This is a genomic window from Thalassotalea hakodatensis (genome assembly GCF_030295995.1).
GTDB lineage: Bacteria > Pseudomonadota > Gammaproteobacteria > Enterobacterales > Alteromonadaceae > Thalassotalea_C > Thalassotalea_C hakodatensis.
The window spans coordinates 3,391,342-3,411,323 of sequence record NZ_AP027365.1; the positions used below are offsets into that span (position 1 = coordinate 3,391,342).

General features: G+C 39.2%; 21 protein-coding genes. 8 read left to right on the forward strand and 13 right to left on the reverse strand.

Translation table 11 applies throughout. From position 1 onward, the window contains the following. Positions 1-142: 142 nt before the first annotated feature. The gene (rppH, locus tag QUE72_RS15055) at positions 143-640 is read right to left on the reverse strand and encodes an RNA pyrophosphohydrolase (RefSeq protein WP_074498522.1); all 498 of its coding nucleotides are present in this window, start codon (positions 638-640) and stop codon (positions 143-145) included. A 156-nt stretch (positions 641-796) separates the two neighbouring features. Here rppH and mutH point away from each other — a divergent pair, with 156 nt between their 5' ends. Both mutH and QUE72_RS15065 read left to right on the forward strand, forming a co-directional pair. Next, positions 797-1,474: a DNA mismatch repair endonuclease MutH gene (mutH, locus tag QUE72_RS15060; RefSeq protein ID WP_074498521.1), complete on the forward strand. Its 678-nt coding sequence runs from the start codon at positions 797-799 to the stop codon at positions 1,472-1,474. A gap of 22 nt (positions 1,475-1,496) precedes the next feature. After that, positions 1,497-2,918, forward strand: a complete 1,422-nt coding sequence (locus QUE72_RS15065; protein WP_286269888.1) for a GGDEF domain-containing protein — start codon at positions 1,497-1,499, stop codon at positions 2,916-2,918. Here the strand turns inward: QUE72_RS15065 and QUE72_RS15070 are convergent. From QUE72_RS15070 to QUE72_RS15120, 11 genes are all read right to left on the reverse strand, one after another. Continuing rightward, positions 2,911-3,789, reverse strand: a complete 879-nt coding sequence (locus tag QUE72_RS15070) for a D-hexose-6-phosphate mutarotase (RefSeq protein WP_286269889.1) — start codon at positions 3,787-3,789, stop codon at positions 2,911-2,913. The two genes, QUE72_RS15065 and QUE72_RS15070, sit on opposite strands and share 8 nt — an antisense overlap. Before the next feature lie 152 nt (positions 3,790-3,941). After that, on the reverse strand, positions 3,942-5,171 hold the full coding sequence (locus QUE72_RS15075; RefSeq protein ID WP_286269890.1) for an amidohydrolase family protein: 1,230 nt from the start codon (positions 5,169-5,171) through the stop codon (positions 3,942-3,944). An 11-nt stretch (positions 5,172-5,182) separates the two neighbouring features. Continuing rightward, positions 5,183-6,565 carry an amidohydrolase gene (locus QUE72_RS15080; protein WP_286269891.1) on the reverse strand — a complete coding sequence of 461 codons (1,383 nt, stop codon included), beginning with the start codon at positions 6,563-6,565 and terminating at the stop codon, positions 5,183-5,185. Positions 6,566-6,787: 222 nt separating this feature from the next. Further along, a complete protein-coding gene (msrQ, locus tag QUE72_RS15085) occupies positions 6,788-7,369 on the reverse strand; it encodes a protein-methionine-sulfoxide reductase heme-binding subunit MsrQ (RefSeq protein WP_286269892.1) in 582 nt (193 codons plus the stop codon). An 8-nt stretch (positions 7,370-7,377) separates the two neighbouring features. Then, positions 7,378-8,385, reverse strand: coding sequence for a protein-methionine-sulfoxide reductase catalytic subunit MsrP (msrP, locus tag QUE72_RS15090; protein WP_286269893.1), 1,008 nt, complete (start codon positions 8,383-8,385; stop codon positions 7,378-7,380). A 110-nt stretch (positions 8,386-8,495) separates the two neighbouring features. Next, positions 8,496-9,044 (reverse strand): DUF2058 domain-containing protein, encoded by a 549-nt coding sequence (locus tag QUE72_RS15095; RefSeq protein WP_286269894.1) that lies wholly within the window; start codon positions 9,042-9,044, stop codon positions 8,496-8,498. Between the two features lie 36 nt (positions 9,045-9,080). Further along, positions 9,081-9,707, reverse strand: coding sequence for a nucleotidyltransferase family protein (locus QUE72_RS15100; protein WP_074498507.1), 627 nt, complete (start codon positions 9,705-9,707; stop codon positions 9,081-9,083). Beyond that, positions 9,689-10,690: an XdhC family protein gene (locus QUE72_RS15105; protein ID WP_074498506.1), complete on the reverse strand. Its 1,002-nt coding sequence runs from the start codon at positions 10,688-10,690 to the stop codon at positions 9,689-9,691. Before QUE72_RS15105 ends, QUE72_RS15100 begins: the two co-directional genes overlap by 19 nt. 11 nt (positions 10,691-10,701) lie before the next feature. Further along, the gene (locus QUE72_RS15110; RefSeq protein ID WP_175573105.1) at positions 10,702-11,184 is read right to left on the reverse strand and encodes an iron-sulfur cluster assembly scaffold protein; all 483 of its coding nucleotides are present in this window, start codon (positions 11,182-11,184) and stop codon (positions 10,702-10,704) included. Between the two features lie 16 nt (positions 11,185-11,200). After that, positions 11,201-12,451: an aminotransferase class V-fold PLP-dependent enzyme gene (locus tag QUE72_RS15115; RefSeq protein ID WP_074498504.1), complete on the reverse strand. Its 1,251-nt coding sequence runs from the start codon at positions 12,449-12,451 to the stop codon at positions 11,201-11,203. Between the two features lie 136 nt (positions 12,452-12,587). Then, a complete protein-coding gene (locus tag QUE72_RS15120) occupies positions 12,588-12,971 on the reverse strand; it encodes a hypothetical protein (RefSeq protein ID WP_074498503.1) in 384 nt (127 codons plus the stop codon). 469 nt (positions 12,972-13,440) lie between these two features. On the opposite strand from QUE72_RS15120, the gene QUE72_RS15125 reads away from it, so the two are divergent. The 6 genes from QUE72_RS15125 to QUE72_RS15150 all read left to right on the forward strand — a co-directional run bounded on the left by QUE72_RS15125 (position 13,441) and on the right by QUE72_RS15150 (position 19,486). Then, positions 13,441-15,855, forward strand: coding sequence for a penicillin acylase family protein (locus tag QUE72_RS15125; protein WP_286269899.1), 2,415 nt, complete (start codon positions 13,441-13,443; stop codon positions 15,853-15,855). 8 nt (positions 15,856-15,863) lie between these two features. After that, a complete protein-coding gene (locus QUE72_RS15130; protein WP_074498501.1) occupies positions 15,864-16,250 on the forward strand; it encodes an MAPEG family protein in 387 nt (128 codons plus the stop codon). Between the two features lie 258 nt (positions 16,251-16,508). After that, positions 16,509-17,702, forward strand: coding sequence for a chorismate mutase (locus QUE72_RS15135; RefSeq protein WP_074498500.1), 1,194 nt, complete (start codon positions 16,509-16,511; stop codon positions 17,700-17,702). Between the two features lie 216 nt (positions 17,703-17,918). After that, positions 17,919-18,650, forward strand: coding sequence for a DUF748 domain-containing protein (locus tag QUE72_RS15140; protein ID WP_286269901.1), 732 nt, complete (start codon positions 17,919-17,921; stop codon positions 18,648-18,650). Between the two features lie 24 nt (positions 18,651-18,674). Further along, the gene (locus tag QUE72_RS15145) at positions 18,675-19,271 is read left to right on the forward strand and encodes a hypothetical protein (RefSeq protein WP_286269903.1); all 597 of its coding nucleotides are present in this window, start codon (positions 18,675-18,677) and stop codon (positions 19,269-19,271) included. A gap of 38 nt (positions 19,272-19,309) precedes the next feature. Next, the gene (locus QUE72_RS15150; RefSeq protein ID WP_074498497.1) at positions 19,310-19,486 is read left to right on the forward strand and encodes a DUF3012 domain-containing protein; all 177 of its coding nucleotides are present in this window, start codon (positions 19,310-19,312) and stop codon (positions 19,484-19,486) included. A 15-nt stretch (positions 19,487-19,501) separates the two neighbouring features. Here QUE72_RS15150 and QUE72_RS15155 read toward each other — a convergent pair whose 3' ends face one another. Beyond that, complete coding sequence (locus QUE72_RS15155; RefSeq protein ID WP_286269906.1) at positions 19,502-19,981, reverse strand: TlpA family protein disulfide reductase; 480 nt, start codon at positions 19,979-19,981, stop codon at positions 19,502-19,504. Position 19,982 lies beyond the last annotated feature (1 nt).

Sequence of the window (19,982 nt, forward strand, 5' to 3'; positions counted from 1 at the left end):
CGGTTATGAATGGGCATTGCTGGGTATTACTCCAATCAGCCATTAACGCCACCGACAAAATATACGAACAAATAATACCCCTAAAAAGAAAAATAGCCCACTGGATCAAAAGTGAGCTATTTCAATTCATACATAGTTATAACTAATTTCGACGCTTTCGACGAGGAATTGCAAACGTTGTGTTAGAGAATTCTTTCATCACTTTACGATAAACGTCTCGTTTAAATGCAACTACTTGCCTTACAGGGTACCAATAACTTACCCAGCGCCAATCGTCAAACTCAGGGTGATTTGAGTGCTCTAACTCAACCGCAGACTCTTTCGCAGTGAGTTTGAGTAAAAACCACTTCTGTTTTTGACCTATACAAACAGGTTTGCTTTCATGTCGGATCAAGCGCTTGGGTAACTTATAACGCAACCAATGTTTTGTCGTAGCCATCAACTTAACATGTTCTGGCTTTAAACCGACTTCTTCATATAACTCACGATACATGGTTTGCTCTGGTGTTTCGCCTTCATCAACTCCCCCCTGAGGAAATTGCCATGAATGCTGACCAAAACGTCGTGCCCAAAATACTTGTCCCCTGTCATTAATTATAACTATGCCGACATTGGCTCGATAGCCTTCGGCATCTATCACAGGACTTCCTAGAAAAATTTCACTATAAACTGATTCTTCCACAATAAAGTTCGATGAGCAAATAGAAAAATCAACGAATGTTAAATTTCCAGATATGTCTTGCGGCAATTGCTGCTCTTTCAGATAATAATAAGTAAATAAATGACACTTATTATTATGCAAAAACCTAATCCCCCAAAAACAGAAGAAGAATTACTTGCACGTGCCCAACGTATTGCAGGGCTATCATTAGGTGAAATTGCTCAACAATATGGTATTGCAGTACCTTCAAATTTGACTAAAGAAAAAGGTTGGGTGGGTTTGCTATTAGAACATGCATTAGGCGCTAGTGCGGGTTCAAAACCTGAACCCGACTTTACTGAATTAGGCATTGAGCTAAAATCTATTCCAATCAATCAACAAGCAAAACCTTTAGAAACTACCTTTGTTTGCGTTGCCCCACTCACAGGTTTAGTTGGTAATACATGGCAAAATAGTCATTTAAAGCATAAACTAACCAAAGTATTGTGGGTTCCTGTTATTGCTGAGCGAGAAATTCCTGTGGCTGAACGTATTGTATGCACACCTTTTTTATGGTGTCCGAGTGATTACGAAGAACAGTTAATGGCACAAGACTGGCAAGAACTCACCGATATGATAGTGTTAGGGGAAGTCGAAAAAATTAATGGTAAACATGGTCAAGTGTTACAATTAAGGCCAAAAGCTGCCAACAGCAGCGCGAAAACAAAAGCATATGACTATGAAGGAAAACCATTTATGACCTTACCTAGAGGTTTTTATTTGAAAACCGCATTTACTCAATACTTAATTAATCAACATTTACGTGTAATATGAGTTAACAACCGCCATGAAGTTTATGCGCAAATTTGAAAGATACTTGTCTGCACTATTCTTATTTACCATTATCACTTTATTACTCACTTCTTATTTCACTTTTAAAGAGGTGATAAACAGTTATAACAAAAACCAATATCAATCAATTATCCCGTTATTTTCAATCGTTAACACTGAAATTATTCGACCGCTGAATACTGCATTTTTTATTGCTAATGACCCTTTATTAATTGATTTAATTGATCAAGAGCAAGTCAGTAAGAACCGTTTACTGACTTATTTACGCACCATGTCTATAAGGCATAATGTTGTTACTTTTCTTGCACTTGAAAAGCATGATATTGATATTGACTCTAACGGCGAAGTACTTTCTTTATCAAGCGATAAAGCAGAATGGTATCACCGTTTAAAAGCGCAAGAATACACGCAGTTTGCTGACATAGGTAAAGCTGAAGATCCGCACCTATTTTTTGATATTAAGCTGTTTAACGCACAAGATGAGTTTCTCGGTTTTGCCGGTGTTGCGATAGATCTCGACCATTTTGCTGAAGCTTTTTCTGAATATAGAGAGCGCTTCGGCTTTGAATTAATTTTTGTAAACGAACAAAATGAAGTAACACTATCATCTAATCATTTAATGAAAACTGAAAGCCACCACCGTCAAGACGAAATCGTTCATGTTAACGATCTTGACTGGTATCAACAGATGATAAAAAACGGTGGAAAACAACTTGCTAATTCAATTATTGCTTACTCCGATGGTAACAGAGTAATTTCTCAAATGCCTTTACCTGCTTTAAATTGGCGTATGTTTATCATTTCGCCACCCGCTTCTGAACAACAAGAATACTGGACACTATTTTTGACTCGAATCGGTATATTTTTACTGATTATTATCGTGTTATATTCAATCTTCATTGGCGTTGTTGATTATTTCAAAAAAAGATTAGTTGAGAGTTCAGAAACAGACTTTCTCACTAAGCTTCCTAATCGCAGTTACTTAACATGGAAATACGAAGAGTTATCTTGCGAGCACGATAATATTTGTGTGGTGATCGCCGATATTGACCATTTCAAAGAAATAAATGATCAATATGGTCACGTTGTTGGTGATGCTGCTTTGCAAGAAGTTGCCCGCAAACTTGAAGCTTGTTTACGAAATGAAGATATCTGTGGCCGCTGGGGAGGAGAAGAATTTGTTATGATCCTCCCCGATATCTCATCAGAACAAGCGATTGAAATTATTGAACGCATGCGCGAAAGCATTGCAAATAACGCCTTTAGTCATTCAAGTATGAGTCAATCATTTAACATCACAATAAGTTTTGGCCTTTGCCATAAAAACAGTGGTAATCAATCACTCGATAACTTAATACAGCTAGCTGATACCGCGCTTTATCAAGCGAAATCTAAAGGTCGAAATCGTACTGAATACGTTAAATAATTTCTATCTGTTGGCTTACCGCCTGAGATTGGCCAGCCTCAATTGACACCCACTGAGTGTTTGCTGCCTCGAGGCAGACATATTCAGTTTCACCACCTTGATGTACATCTGCCATGGTCGCCGCTATCTCTCTACCTGGATTCCAAACAACCCATTGTTGGCAATCATTACTGGTTACTTTTATGGTACGTTGCCAACCGGTGTCTTTGATCAACTGCTCAGTATTATCATAATAAATACGATCAAGTGGGCCCACACAATTCACTAACTCGTCTATTTGTTGTTTCTTGCCAGTAATTTTATCATCAAAATGTACTCCTTTAAGCTGAGGAAGATGCACATTTTTAGGATTGCTAACAGCAAAATAGCTATGTAAGGCATGGCCAAATTTTAACGGTAACTCTCCGGTATTTTTGATCGATAATTGCTGATATAAACCTTTTGAAAAAATTAGGGTTTGTTCAACCTCAAACGAGTGTTGCCACGCTGAATGTCTATTTTCTCCTTTAATACTTAACACTAGCGTAATAGCTTCTTGAGTAATCGAACAAGAGCTTACTTGCCAATCACTGGTTCGTGCAAAGCCATGATTTCCTAGATTATTGCCTTGTTCATCTATCAAGGGCCCGAACCATGGCCAACAAATAGGAATCCCCCCTCTAATCGCTTTTCCTGCTTGATATTCAGCTTTATCACTTAACCAAAGAACGGGACGTTGATTGGTTGGCTGCCAACTAAGTACATGACCACCATAAACACTGACTTTTGCCTGACACAAAGGATGTTCAATCAGTAATATAGCGTGTTCGTTAGCAAGTTGTTGTTGGCTAATGCTTGCGTAGTCAGTTGATTTTAAAAGCGTAAGGCTCACAAGATATACCTAATTAAGTGTTAAAGTTTAAGTGTATCAAAGCATAGAATGGAAGAAAGTATAAAAGTATTCAGTGCATACAAAAAAAGCCAGACAAATTTGTCTGGCCTTAATAATATATTACGTGGCAGTTAGCACACGTATAACACTAATTACTTCACGTATGCTCTAGGCATATTCGTTTCAGCCGTGTAACGATCACGTAGTGCGTCTTGACGGCTCAATGTAGATGTTTCTACACCATCAATCCACATTTGTTCAACACGTGTGCTTAATTCAAATGGGTCACCGCTCCATAATACTAGGTCTGCTTTTTTCCCAACCGCAATACGACCAGCATCAATATTGAACGCATCTGCAACGTTAGCCGTGACTGCTTTTAAAGCATTTTCTTTTGAAACGCCGTTTGCTACAGAAATTCCCGCATCAAAACGAAGCATGTATAGATTATGTGTATCACCACTTACCGAATAAGCAACATTAACACCAGCATCAAACAAAGTACTTGCACTTGCTAAAGTGCGGTGCAGTGCATCAAAGCTAGGCAAGTTGTTAATTGCCCCCATAATAACCGGCACTTCTGCCTGCGCAATTTCATCAGCAACACTAACGGCATCACCAGCACCCGCAATCACTAAATCGAGCGAAAACTCTTTTTTAAGCGCGAGTAAAGCGAGAATATCTGTTGCACGATCAACATAGGCTATCATCGGTTTTTCACCGGCTAATAACGCATTAATTGCTTGGTCGGCACGCTTTGGCTTTTTCGCGTCTTTTTTATCCTTTTTCGCTTTCGATAATGCCTCTTTCGTATCTTGTAATTTATGACGAAGTTTTTGAATTTCCATGGCACGAGAGCCTTTACGCTTTGCACCTAAGTCAACAATGACGGCAACATCAGTCATACGTATGCTATCAAATTCACCCGATAAGTCAGCGAAGAATGCCTGGCCTTTAAACATATCATCGCCACCACGAGGAACCGATATATTGGTTGTAATTCCACCTTTTCGTGTATAAGGAATAACCGTAGATTTCGGGTTAAATGCCGCACTAGCATCAAAGGTTATGTTTGCTTTTTTCTCGCTAGAATCGCGCGTGCTAGACACCGCCGATACTTCAACTAAACCAAGCTGGTTCATTGAACCGATAAATCCTGGTGTCAGTGTTTTACCGCCAGCATCTATAGAGGTATCAGCATTAACAGTTTCAGGATTAATCGCAGTGATCACTCCTTCATCAAAAACAACAGTAGCGTTCGTTAACACTCCTTGTTCTGTCATGGTATGAATCGTTGCGTTAGTTACAGCAATGCTCTCTGCATATGCTGAGGCAGTGCTAGTAAGTGCTAACGTTAATAACGAAGCTTTAAATAATTTCATGGTCATTCTCCTTACTGCTGGCCTAATGAAAAATCACTAACGGCTTGATATTTATCATCAAAACGGTCATAAACCTTTGCGCCATCAATAAATACTTGTTCCGCTTGGGCATAAACACTAAACGGGTTGCTATTCCAGATCACCACATCAGCACTCTTACCTGATGCTAAACTACCTGTTTTATCTTCAATACCAAGTGATTTTGCTGCATTGGCGGTGATCCAAGTGATCGCATCTTTTGGCTTAATATCAAAGCCATTTTCATTGGCACGATACATCACTTTACCGGCTTCTTGGTTTAAACGTTGAATGGTAGTCGCTGAATCTGAATGTACAACCGCACACGAATTGGCTTTACTATCAACCACGGCAACATTTTCTTGGATCATGTCGTAAGCTTCCATTTTAAAGCCCCACCAATCTGGCCACATTGCTGCACAATTACCATTCTCAGCAAGTGTATCCGCAATCTTGTAAGCTTCTATAGCATGGTGGAATGTACCTGCGTGGTAACCAAACTCTTTTGAGAGATCGATCATCATCGCCATTTCTTCCGCTTTGTAGCAATGGTTATGAATTTTTATCTCGCCATCAAGCACACCTTTTAGCGTATCAAGTTCAATATCTCTAGCGGGTGCTTCTGAGTTTTTACCTTCAGCATAGTCTGCTTCATATTTATCCCATGCGCGTTTATATTCTACGGCCTCGGCCCAAGCCATACGGTAACCAGCCATGTTACCCATTCGTGTGGCAGGGGAAACTTTTTTCGAACCGTAAACACGTTTTGGATTTTCACCACAAGCCATTTTTAAACCATAAGGCGCATCTGGAAATTTCATCCCTTGCATAGTGTGACTAGGTACATTACGTAAGGTAACCCCTCGCCCACCAAATAAATTTGCCGAACCTGGTAAAATTTGTAAGGTCGTAATACCACCTGCACGAGCCCTATTAAAACCAGGATCTTGCGGCCAAACACTGTGTTCAGCCCATACTTCAGAGGTATTTGGTTGTGTTGCTTCGTTGCCGTCAGAATGTGACTCAGCTGAAGGGCTTGGATATACCCCCAAGTGCGAATGTACATCGATAACACCAGGTGTTACCCATTTACCTTTCGCATCGATAATGACAGCACCATCTGCAGAAAGCGAAGCACCTACTTGGCTAATTTTCCCATCAAGCATGAGTACATCTGCATTATCTAAACGCTCTCCAGTGCCCGTTAATACGGTAGCATTGCGAATAATGGTTGTTTGCTGAGGAAGCACTTGATAAGTGCTCGGATATGGATTTTTATTAATCTCTACTTTTTCATCTTGTTTTTCTGACTGAATACACGCCGTCAAAGACACTGAAATAGCAGCAACTAATACCGAAGGTATAAATTTTTGCATGTGAGGTTCCTGAACAAAAAATGTTATTAACTAACATTTGTAAATTTATCGTTATATTTTTATCACCATAACATTATTACGTAGTGAAGCTTTCGACAAGTGCATTTTTTCGCAATTGTATCAAAGTGCGACAAGATGTTTAATTTTAACGATAAGTAACCAACACAAGATGTGTAGACAAGAAGAATTGATTGAAATTACAATATCAAATGTTATTTGCTATTAAGAGTTTAAGAATTTACGCTTCCTTAAAAAGAGTAAAATAGTGATAATCACTCCGTAAATAACCGGTTCAGTTACACTAGCTTTCACCGACCAATAAAAGTGTATCCCCCCAAGTAAGATAGCGAGGTAAACCCAATTATGCAGTTTTTGCCAGCGCCTTCCCATACGCTTTTTAACCACTGACCATGAGGTGATAGCTAACAGCACTAGGATGATAAACGCTACCATACCTAATGTGATGTATGGTCGTTCAATAATCTCTTCAAAAAATAGCGCAAGGTTAAATTGAATTTCAAATGCCCAAAAACTCAACACATGGCATAGTGCATATAGAAAAGCATATAAACCAATTAATCGCCTATTTTGCATCAAAAAAGGCTTCTTGATGTACTTTGTTAATGGCGTAACGGCTAAGCTTAGTATTAGTAAATTTAATGCGCCAATACCGGTAAAATGTAACACGTACTCGACAGGATCTGCACCCAGCTGATCTGTGATGGCCATATAATAGACATTGATTAATAATGTTAAACTTATCGCGTGAATCAACACCTTTAACGTAAGTGTATCTCTTCTCATAACAACCTTTAAAAGTGTTTTGTTAAGTTCATATTTCGATATAGTTCAGCAACTTGCTCACCATAGCCATTAAATGGCAAAGTCTCTATGCGATTTCGAGCAAACAAGCCTCCGGTAGTTAATCGCCGTTCGCTAGCTTGGCTCCAGCGAGGATGATCAACGTTAGGGTTAACATTAGCGTAGAAGCCATATTCATTTGGCGCCAAAATATTCCAGGTTGTTGGCGGCATTTTTTCAACCAAACGAATGCTAACGATTGATTTGATACTTTTAAAGCCATACTTCCAAGGCACTACTAAGCGAATCGGCGCGCCATTTTGCGGCGGTAATGTTTTTCCGTAAAGCCCTACCGATAACAACGTTAAATCGTTAACGGCTTCATCAATTCTCAACCCTTCAACGTAAGGGTAATCAATACCGCCACCCATACGACGACTTGCCTGACCAGGCATTTGCTTAGGATCATATAACGTTTGAAAGGCAACAAACTTCGCTTTTGATGTTGGTTGCACTTTTTTCAACAAATCAGCAAGCGGAAAGCCTATCCAAGGGATCACCATGGACCATGCTTCTACACAACGAAACCGGTATATACGTTCTTGCAACGTAAACATTGATAACAGCTGATCATAATCTAAGGTAATCGGTTTTTCACACTCGCCTTCTATTCGAAGTTGCCAAGGGTTAACCTGTAGCTGTTGAGCATTTTCTACTGGATCTGATTTACTGGTGCCAAATTCATAAAAATTATTATGAGAAGTGACTTTTGCTTCTGGCGTTAACGTTTCATCTAAAGGCGCTCCTTTTTTGAAAGTTAACGGGGTTGTTTTAAATTGTGCTGTATCTTTATTACTTGAAAACCAATCAAGTGCTGATGCGTGAGAAGGCGTTGCTAATAAACCCGTAGCACCTACGAAGCCAAGCTGCTTTAGCATAGTACGACGCGCTAAATAAACATTCTCATCTGTAACACTATGCTCCGGAAGATTAACGGCGCTGCTAATCGATTTTTTCATAACCTGCCTTGCCTCAATAATACCAATGAATATAAATACATTACTACGAATGAACTAGCCAATGAGTTCATTCGCATATTATTAGACCTGACTTTAGTAAAATATATTCGCTACCACATTAAATCATCTGGAATTTGATATTCAGCGTACGGGTCGTCTTCATCAACATCACTGGTAACTTTATCGTTTTGCACCAACAACACATCTGGAGCTAATGCAGCCACTTTGTCAGCAGTTTCAGAGGTCACTAAATACGTTATTTCGTCAACACCACACAAAGCTAAACGCCCATTAACTAAGGCATCATAACTTGTGTTATCTAAATGCATTTTTTTAATTTTATTGTTAAAAGTATAGTTATATACTTTCTCACCATCGACGCCTGTTACTTGATGATGCTGTAAAATTTGTACAATTCTCAGCTTATCTTCTTTTTCTTTTAATGCCTGTTGACGTTGGGCATTTAATGCTGAATCTTTTATTTGTTTTTCTTGTTGTTGCTTAGCTAAATCTTGCTGCACTTTCTCTTGTAAGCTAGCTTCAACTTGCTGCCCACTTTTTTGCTGCTTTTTCTTTTTCCGTCTTTCCGTGTTTGCTTTACGCGCACTTTGTTTGGTGGCAAGGCCGGCTTTTAATAGTTGATCTTGTAATGAAGACATGATGTTCTCAAAAATAATTAAGTTTTCGCTATTTTATCAAGCTAGATCAGAATTCATAGTCTGAAAATAACGTAAACAGTGTTGAAGTTGCTCTGGTGTATCTAAATCTGCAAATGCTGCTTCTAATGATAAAGAAATAACATTATCGCCATGTTGATTTACAATCGCCTTAGCGCCAGAATCTGGTGGTATGTGTTTAAGTTGCTTAAAGTAATCACGGGGAAAAATAATTGGCGGCGAAAATGCACCACTTTTACCGCGCGCACAAATGATACTGTTCGATGCTTGTTGCCACGTTTGTTTGGTTAACGCTAAATCTGCAGCTGTTAACTGCCATTGATCAACCAACAGTAACATTACCCCCTTCACCGTTGAAGGCAACGCATTAATCCCTGCTGCTATTGAACTTCCCATACCTTGTTGCCAATTTGGATTATTCACCACATTAACGGGTAAGTGATTGACCGCATCACTGACTTTTTCTGCATAACAACCCACAACTACCAGCACATTATTAGTGAGTGTTAGCGCAAGCTCACACTGCCTTGCAATGAGCTTATTTCCTTGCACTTCAACTAATTGTTTTGGCTGACCCAGCCTTGATGAACTACCGGCCGCTAATACGATTACAGCCAGCTCACTTTCTATTGTTGAATACGCCATGACTTTATCTGACTCGACTGAAATTGATGACTAATAAACTGCTGAATTTCAGCACAAATTGACAACGCGATGGCTTGTGGACTTCGTCCCCCTATATTTAGCCCAATAGGAGCAAAAACTTGTTGTTGTACATCAGATGCCGTTAACGACAACGCATTAAGTAGCTTATCTCGCCGACCTGCGGGACCTAATAAACCAATATAGCCAATATTAGCCGCTAACGCATGCTTAAGTATCTCACCATCATTATTTAAATTATGAGTCATCACAACAACAGCATCAAACCCCTGATAGTCACCAGCATTTGATTGTTCTGGTCGTAATTTACGCTTGGCAAAACAGTGCGCAAATGCTGGTTGGTCTAAATATGCTTGTCGATGATCTTGTAAAGTTACTCGCCAACCCAATTGCTCAATCATAGTAACTAACGGTGCTACATCAGGACCAGCCCCACACACTAATAAAGAAAATACCGGTGTAACCGGTGTGATCAGCCAATCTCCTTCGGGTAATTCGCGCTGAATATTATCATGATCAAAATCGTTGCTAGCCGTAATAAATTCAGCCATCCCTGCACTTTTATCTTCCACTTGCTGACAATAATATCCTGATTGCCTTTGCTGCACAGCCTTGAGTAATGATACGAAATTAAGATGGTTATTTATTTTCGTTAGTGGTTGTAGATAAATATCAATAGCACCGTCACACCCTAATCCTAGACCCCATAATAAGTCAGCATCAGCTTTTAAATCATACGTAAGTAGTTTTGTATGATTTTCTCTTAACACCTCTTGAGCGTGTAAAGCAATATCAGCCTCTAAACAGCCGCCACTTAATAAACCTGTACATTGTCCTTGCGCAGAAATTAACATCATGGTGCCTGTTTTTCGATACGTTGAACCCTTGGTAGCGACGATGGTCGCTAATACATAGTCTTGCTCAGTTGAAAAATTGCCTACAATTTGTAACCAGTTTTCTTGCATGTGTTAACCCTTTAAGGCTGGTCTTGCAAACATTTTAGTGTTTCCATTAAGGTATTCCAAGGCAGTAATGCACATTGTTTTCTAACGGGAAACTGTTGAATCATCAATAGTGGCGAAAACTGCTCTGCAAGCTCCCCTATCATTGAGATGTTCGTAGATAATGCCCCTGTTAACTGCTGAGCCATTAGCATAGCCTCAACTAAAGTTATCCCTTGTGCTTCTTGACACATAATAGATGCAGATGCTCGACAAATAGCACAGCTATCCCCATGAAAGGCAATGGCCTTAATCACTGATAATTCACCTTGATGCTTGATTTCACAACTCACCGTAATTTCATCACCGCAAGCGGGGTTCACACCTTCATATGAAGCATCTGCATTAATTGCCAACTCAAAGCCAACAGGGTGTTTATGATGAGCAAGTAAAGCAGTTTGATACAACTGGTGCTGAGATTTAGTGTGATCTACATGCTGTTTTTTGGTTAAAGCCAAGTGCATAACTCCAACATTAAAGTGCCATCATTTTATGTGCCGTTGTTAAACTAGCCACTAATTTATCAATATCTGAGACATCATTATACAACCCTAATGACGCGCGTATACTTGCGTTAACACCCAATGTTTGATGTAACGGTTGCGCGCAGTGATGGCCTGCACGAATTGCAATGCCATCATTATCAAGTAAGCTGGCAATATCATGGCAATGTACTTTTTTAACTTGAAAACTTACCAAAGTAGGAATTTTCTCCTCGACATCGGTGGCACATCGCTTTATCAGCGGTTGATAAAAGGGTAATTTTTCAAGCTCTGAATGCAAATATCCTGCTAAGTTATCAATATATTGATTAACATCATGCCATGAAATGTCCGCCATGTAATCAATCGCTTCAATTAAGCCAACAATCGCAGCAACATTATGAGATCCCGGTTCAAATTTGAGCGGACCAGCAATAAAACGACTTTGTTGATAACTTACTGACTCAATTACCCCGCCTCCTAATTGATACGGGCGCATGTTATCAAAAAGGTTTCCTTTTGCGTATAAAACGCCACAGCCTGTTGGACCATAAATTTTATGGGCTGAGAATACATAAAAATCACAATCGATTTCACTGACATTGACTGACCCTTTACAAATGGCTTGTGCACCATCAATTAACGTTGGTATACCTTTATTACGAGCAATACGACAAATATTAGATACCGGATTCATCAACCCAAGTACATTAGAGCAATGTGTAATTGCCAATAATTTTGTATCGCTATCAAGCAATGCGGATAAGTTTGCTTGATTGATTGTGCCATCTTTGTTCAAAGGCGCAATTCGCAACTCAACATTGTATTGTTGAGCTAAACGTTGCCAAGGCAGTAAATTAGCATGATGTTCAGCTGCACTGATCACTATATTAGCTTGGTCGCCATCTTGTTTTTCGATAAGCAAAGGTTCAACAAAGCTATATGCCACCATATTAATAGCATCAGTGGTACCATGATTAAACGAGATATTCTCGCCACTTTGTGCTCCAATAAAATGTGCGACTTTCTCGCGAGCTTGTTCGACTCTTTCAGTCACACTGGCACTCAGCTGATATAAGCCTTTATGACTATTTGCATGGGCATAACATTGATAGTGAAACACCGCATCAGCGACATGTTTTGGAGTTAAGCATGTGGCGGCAGAATCTAAATAACAAAGATTAGGGTGTGCGTGTGATAGATAAACTGGAAAGTCGTGCTTCCATGGACTAACAATAGACATGAGTTTTCATTCATTAACGAGCGTAATTTAACGTTACCAACGCTACGCTAAGATAGCAATTCGCTATTTGTAAGTTTTAATGACATGCGTTTCAGTTGTGAAACAACCTTCACACTACACGAAAATGGTTACGATATTATTTGACCAAACGCATAGGTACAACATCAGGCTTGACTTCTTCTTGAGGGTTTTTCTTGACAGTTTTTGAAGCCGTTACTTGTTTCTCTGGTGCAACAAGTATTTCTTTATGAACCGATTCGCCATTTTGGAAGCGGTGATATGAAATTTCATCTAAGCCAATTTTTTGAGCAAATTGATAAAAGCTTTTAAAGTCATGCTTAGAAAACTCATCATCATCTTTATTCAATAAACCATCAATGTACATTTTATTGCCATTAATATTACAATTTGCAATAGCTTGATATGGCTCACCATACTCATCAACTTTCAATGCACGAACGGCTTTGATTTCAAAATACCAATCGCCAACTTGGATATAACGTGAATGTGTTTGTGACATTTTTATTCTCTACTAAAATACGCCCACACATCAATCTAGATGTGTTGCACTATAAACAAACATGGTCAAGCAAAAACATCTTGTTTGATAAACGATTGAACAACTGACCGAAAAAAGAATTGCGATTGGCGAAATGCCATGTCCTTGCACTATCTATGATTATTACATTGTTTTTAGCTTTCGGCTAACACTTTTTTTACAAAGACAATCGCTCGTTTTTACAGCGTTCTATAATCTCACGATCTAACCGCTGTATTTAACCTGAACTCGGGATAAGAAATTAGCCAATCAACTGAAACGGTAAGCTTTTTTATTTATCAAACTGTTATATCACGGAGTTTTTTCTTATTACTGCGCACTTCCATCAACAACTCAGCCCAGTTAAGGCGAAGTAAGTATCGTACATTGTTCCTTTCTCACATTTCAGGTACTCTAAATTTATAAGACATTTACCTTTATTTACCTACTGATGAATCGCGTAAAAAAATCTCTCGCTGCCGGCTTACTTCTACTGTTATTAATCATTTCGATGGCAGCAACATGGCTATACAGCCAAATAGATGGCTCATTACCACAACTTGAAGGTAAAACAACATTATTTGGCTTAGAAAAAAGCGTTATGATAGAGCGCGACAGTAACGGTGTGGCAACCATCACAGCAGATAATAGGCAAGATCTAGCGCTTGCTACCGGCTTTTTACATGCCCAAGAGCGCTTCTTTCAAATGGACACTTTACGAAGAAACGCCGCGGGTGAATTATCAAGTTTATTTGGTGCCACTGCACTTTCCTATGACAAATCAGTTCGGATCCATCGGTTTCGTCAACGTGCAGAAGATATCGTTCAACAGCTTTCACCTTACGAAAAGATAATACTTGATGCCTACACTACAGGTGTAAACGAAGGTTTAAGACGTTTAAAAGCTTACCCATTCGAATATTTATTGTTACAACAGCGACCAGTTGAGTGGCGCCCAGAAGACAGTATTTTAGCGGTCTTTTCTATGTATTTAGATTTACAACATAAAGATGGAAAGCGAGAAAGAACACTAGGATTATTGCAAACGTTGTTAAATGACAAGGTATATCAATTTTTAAACCCCAAAGGCAGTGTTTGGGACGCCGCATTAGATGGCACTTCATATCAACCAGCACCACTACCAGACACACCTTGGCCTAGTGCAACATCTTCAACAACTCCATCAAAGAACACCCATTCTTTAGTATTAACGTTAGTTGATGCTTTTAATACACACAAACACACCGAAGCATTACCTGGCTCTAATAATTGGGCAGTTTCAGGCGCTTTATCTCAAACAGGTAGTGCTATTGTCGCTAACGACATGCATTTAACGTTACGTATTCCTAACACTTGGTATCGTGCCCGGTTTATATATCAAGACAATAATGCTACAACCGATATAACTGGCATTACACTGCCCGGCACCCCTACCATGGTTTCAGGCAGTAACGGTCATATTTCATGGGGTTTCACCAATAGTTATGGCGACTTTAGTGATGTGATCGTATTAGAAACCAATGAGCAAAACACTGAGTACCTCACACCAGAAGGTTTTAAACCTTTTATCAACACCACACAAATGGTAGCAATTAAGCAACAACTTTCAGAAGAAGTACAACTTCAAGAAACTATTTGGGGACCTGTTATTGGTAAAAACCATTTAGGTCAATTACTTGCTTATCGCTGGACAGCACACGACTCGACGGCAGTGAATTTAGGCTTATTGAAATTAGAATCGGCTGCAACGGTAAAACAAGCATTTACCGTTGCAGCAAATACCGGTATTCCAGCACAAAATATGGTTATTGGGGATAAAAACGGTAACATTGGCTGGACAATAATAGGAAAGATCCCTAAACGAAATAAACCCTTTGGTGAAACACCTGTATCGTGGGCGAAGGGTAAGTATCAATGGAATGGATATTTGCCAGCCACAGATTACCCCAGCATTTATAACCCAAAAACACAACGATTATGGACGGCAAATGCCCGTGTTGTTGGCGGAGATATGCTGAAAAAACTAGGCAACGGCGGTTACGCACTAGGTGCACGTGCGAAACAAATTTCACAACGCTTATTTGCAGAAAACTCTTTCGATGAAACAACACTACTGGATATTGCACTTGATGATAACGCTGTATTTTTAGATCGTTGGCATGAATTTATTATCGATCAGGTATTAACCACCGATATCATTGAGCAATACCCTGATTGGCAAGAAGCAAAAACCTTATTACTCGCAGAAACCGAACTATCGGCAAGTGTCGATTCAGTAAGCTATCGTTTGATCAGAAACTTTCGTTTAGCGCTCCGTGATCGCGTATTTAGTCAATTAGCAGCTAACATGGAAAACATTGATAAGTCTTTTGACATTCGTTCCATCCGCCATCAATTAGAAATACCGCTATGGCAATTAGTCACCCAACAACCGAATAACTTCTTATGGTTGCCAGATGAAGAGTGGCAGCAAACTTTTATCTTGGCATTTGAGCTAACCTTTCAAACGCTAACGAAAGATCAAGACCTTACTAGCGCAACGTGGGGGCAACAAAATACAGCTGCGATACAACACCCGTTAGCGAAAGGCTTACCACTGCTCTCGAGTTGGTTATCAATGCCAACAACACCCATGCCGGGTGATAGTTATATGCCAAGAGTACAAAGTGCTCACTTTGGAGCTTCTCAGCGTATGGTAGTATCACCAGGCTATGAAGAGCATGGTATTTTTCATATGCCCACGAGTCAAGCAAGCCATCCTTGGAGCCCTTATTTTGCAGTAGGACATCAAGATTGGCTGGACGGTAAGACATCCCCATTTTTACCTGGAAAAACTAAATATACACTAACCTTGCTAAGTTATTAGGAACCAACATGACTCTTCTCATCAGCTGTTTACTCATTGCCCTATTGTTGCCGTATATTGCTAAATTACCTGTTGCAATTGCGATGCACAAACTTGGAGGCTACAACAACAAGGCCCCAAGAAGCCAACAAGCAAAATTAACCGGGTTTGGTGCTCGCGCATTAGCAGCTCACCAAAATGCCTTCGAGTCTGTCATTATTTTTGCGCCTGCGGTTATTTTAGCGATCGCAACTAACCATACTGGCGAACTCATTCAGCAACTTGCTATAGCCCATATTGTTGCGCGCATCTTTTATCACATTCTCTATTTGGCTAATATTAGTACGTTGCGTAGTATTATTTGGGGTATTAGTTTATTGTGCGCGTTAACCATTGTGTGGCAGTGTTTACCGTAATGCATGCCAAAAGCTGGCTTATATAGCAAAGTACAAACGGTTGATGTCAAATAGGTATAAATAAATTGTTGAAAAACACCGGCGTGCTAGCTAAAGTAAACCGATGAACAATATAACACTCTCTTTTATCTTTATCTTTTTTAGAACCCAGCACTAGGGAGAGTTGTTGTCGTACAGAATTAGCGATAAACCTCCCAAGCGGAGGTTTTTTTATGCCAAGAAGAATCTTTATTATTAGTAACGTTGGAAACACCCCTTATGTCCGTAAGCGAAGAATTAGATCTTAATAAAATCAGAGAACACATAACGCAACTTGATCAAGAATTACTTGCGTTATTTGCAAAACGCCGTTCACTTACGCTAAATGTTGCTAAAAGCAAAGCGCATCAAATTAGACCTGTCCGTGACCAACAACGCGAGCAAGATTTGCTCGTTCGCCTAATTAAGCAAGGTAGAGAATATGGCCTTGATGCCCACTATGTTACCAGCGTTTTTCAAACCATCATTGAAGATTCAGTGTTAAATCAACAGGCTTATTTACAAACACTTGCTAACCCTAACATTGAAATGCCAGCAGTGAGTGTGGCTTTTTTAGGCAACAAAGGTTCGTATAGCTATTTAGCCAGTCACCGTTACTTTTCGAGAAGAGCAGAAAAAATTATCGAACATGGTTGCCAAAGCTTTAGTGAAATTTTACAACAGGTTGAATCAGGACACGCAGACTACGGAATGCTGCCAATCGAAAATACAAGTTCAGGCGGTATCAATCAAGTTTACGACTTATTGCAACACACTAACCTTTCAATTGTTGGTGAAATTACCCAGCCAATTGAACATTGTTTACTTACTGCAGTTAATACCAGCCTTAGCAATATCAAAACGATTTACGCCCACGGCCAACCTTTCGCACAATGTAGTAACTTTCTTGATAAACAAAGTGGCATGCGCATTGAATATTGCGAAAGCACTGCAGAAGCCATGGCAAAAGCAAATGAATTACAAGATCCAACTGTTGCTGTTATAGGCAGTGAAGAAGGTGGTAAACTGTACAATTTGCATGCACTAGAAAAAGCAATCGCTAATCAATCAGAAAACCATAGTCGCTTTATTTTAGTCGCAAGAAAGCCAATAGAAGTTGCGGAGCAAATTCCTGCAAAAACCACTTTTATTCTTGCTACAGGACAAAAACCTGGCGCATTAGTTGAGTGTTTAGTGATCCTCAAAAATGCCGGTATTAACATGTGTAAACTAGAGTCAAGGCCGATTCAAGGTCGCCCTTGGGAAGAAATGTTTTATATTGATGTAGAAGCAAACCTAAAGCAAATTACCATGCAAGAGGCGATAAGATCGTTAACGTCAATCACAAATTTTATCAAAGTACTCGGTTGTTACCCTATCGAACATATTAATCCAACCAGTGTACCTAGCAGTGCGCTAAACACCAGTTCATAGATATTCTCGTAGGTAATGTTACATGTTAGCGTGTGAATTTCACGTTAACATGTCACGTAAAAACGACTATTCAAGCCGCTAAACATATCGCAATAAATACTCAATAGTCTTCATACGTAATAAATTTATGAAGAAATTTCAGAGAAGTGCAAACATTTAGTAAAATTCCCGATATACTAAGAAAAACCATATCACGAAACTAACAGGATGGATTAAGTGAAAGTTATTTCTTCAATTATTGTAGTAATTCTACTTCTTTGCGGCGGAGCATTATGGTTTATTGCTGGTGGCTCACTAAATGAATATGTCAAAACACAAATTGAAACTGTTGGGCATCAGGTAACAGAACAAAATGTGACCGTTAATCAAGTCGACATTCAATTAGCCAAAGGTGCAGGCAGCATTTATGGTTTAAATCTACCTAACCCTAGCCAATACAACTACCCAAATGCATTCACTTTAGACGAAATCACTCTCGATATTAATATTGAAAGTCTGATTGAAGAACCTATTGTTTTAGATGCTATCGTTATTCAAAAACCTGAAGCATTTGTAGAGTTCACCAAGGAAGGAAATGCTAACATCAAAGAGTTAATCGATACTATCGGAAAAAACTTACCTAAATCACAAGCAGAAGAAGCGCCAAGCACGAAAGCTGAGCCCAAAATAGCGATTAAAAAGGTTATTTTAGCAGGCACTGCGTTATCAATGGATTTATCAGCATTAGGTAATAAAGAACATCAAGCAACATTACCAGATATTACCTTAACCAATATTGGTGGTGAACAAGGGTTGCCTGCGAGCCAATTAGGGAGTGTTATTATTAAAGAAGCGTTGTCTGAAATTTGGCGTCACACCAAAAAAGTACAAAAAGAGAAACTCAAAGACAAAGCAAAAGAAAAAATCAAAGAAAAAGCGAAAGAAAAATTATCTGAATTATTTAATTAACAACGTTACTGAGAGATTGCTGCAATGAAACACAGTATTTTAATAATGATAATCATTGTTTCTTTGATAATGGTGAACAATTCCGTTAAGGCTTCAGAGTGGGAATTTAGTGCTCATGTGGGTCAATCTTGGGCGCCCGATTTGAACGGCTTCAACAATAGCGAAACTATTACCATTGATGACGGTATCAATTATGGTTTAGGAATCGCTTGGTTTGATTCACCAACCGGTATGGGGCAAGTACTTTTTAACCACGTTAAACATGACTTCATTAGCGAGTATGATCAAAGCCAGCAATCACTCGACATTTTATATGGTCACTTCAATGGTATTGCGCTTTTTAAGCAAGAAAACTACACAACAACCGTATCTCTTGGTTTAGGTGGCGCAGCATTTGAAACTGAACAAAACAATGAGCTCTATCCTTCAGCAACACTTGCTTTAGGTACTCGCTACGAGTTTTCAGATAATCTATCGTTTTTTACTGAGCTTAGAGGTTATGCAAGCTTAGTTGATGAAGACGATAATATATTTTGCCAAGCTGAAAGCTGCCATGCACAATTTGAAGATAACCTTTGGTTTGAAGCAAATGTCGTCATCGGCATTGCTTTTCGATTTTAAACATTATTTATTTCTATTGGTATAAAAGGACAAACTAAATGACTAAAGTAATTGCTGTAATATGCACTTCAATATTACTAGTTGCTTGTGCCCCTGAAGTGGGCTCTAAAGCATGGTGTGAAGCGATGAAAGAAAAACCCAAAGGAGATTGGACAGCTAACGAAGCTGCCGATTATACCAAGCATTGTTTGTTTAAATCAGACGACGAAGAGTAACAAAAAACACAACGCCTAGGCGTTGTGTTTTTTTATCATCTTATCTATATCATCCACTAATGATTTTCTTGAACGCTCAATAATTCTACCGATTTCTTGGTCATCTACATAAATAACAATCGTTGGTGTAAACTGCACTCCCGCTTTTTTAGCTCGTCCTTTTGCTTCTGTTTTTTGATAATTTAACGCGATCAACTGATACGAAAACGCTTTATTTACGTCCATAATTTTCAATAACTTCGGCACTTCGCGTTCACTATCATGGCACCATGTACCAAAATAAACATCAAAGTGAGTACTATCGGGCCATTCCCGTATTAATGCCGTTTCTTCCTCACTAAGGTGAAATTGGTGGTAACCATTAGAAAATTGCACTTGAGAAGACAGTAACTGTTGGCGTGATATATCGCCCTCTGCCATCTGCTCTGTATCATTTAAGGCACAACCTGCTAACAAACCAATGCTTAAACAACAGCTCAAAAATTGTTTTTTCATG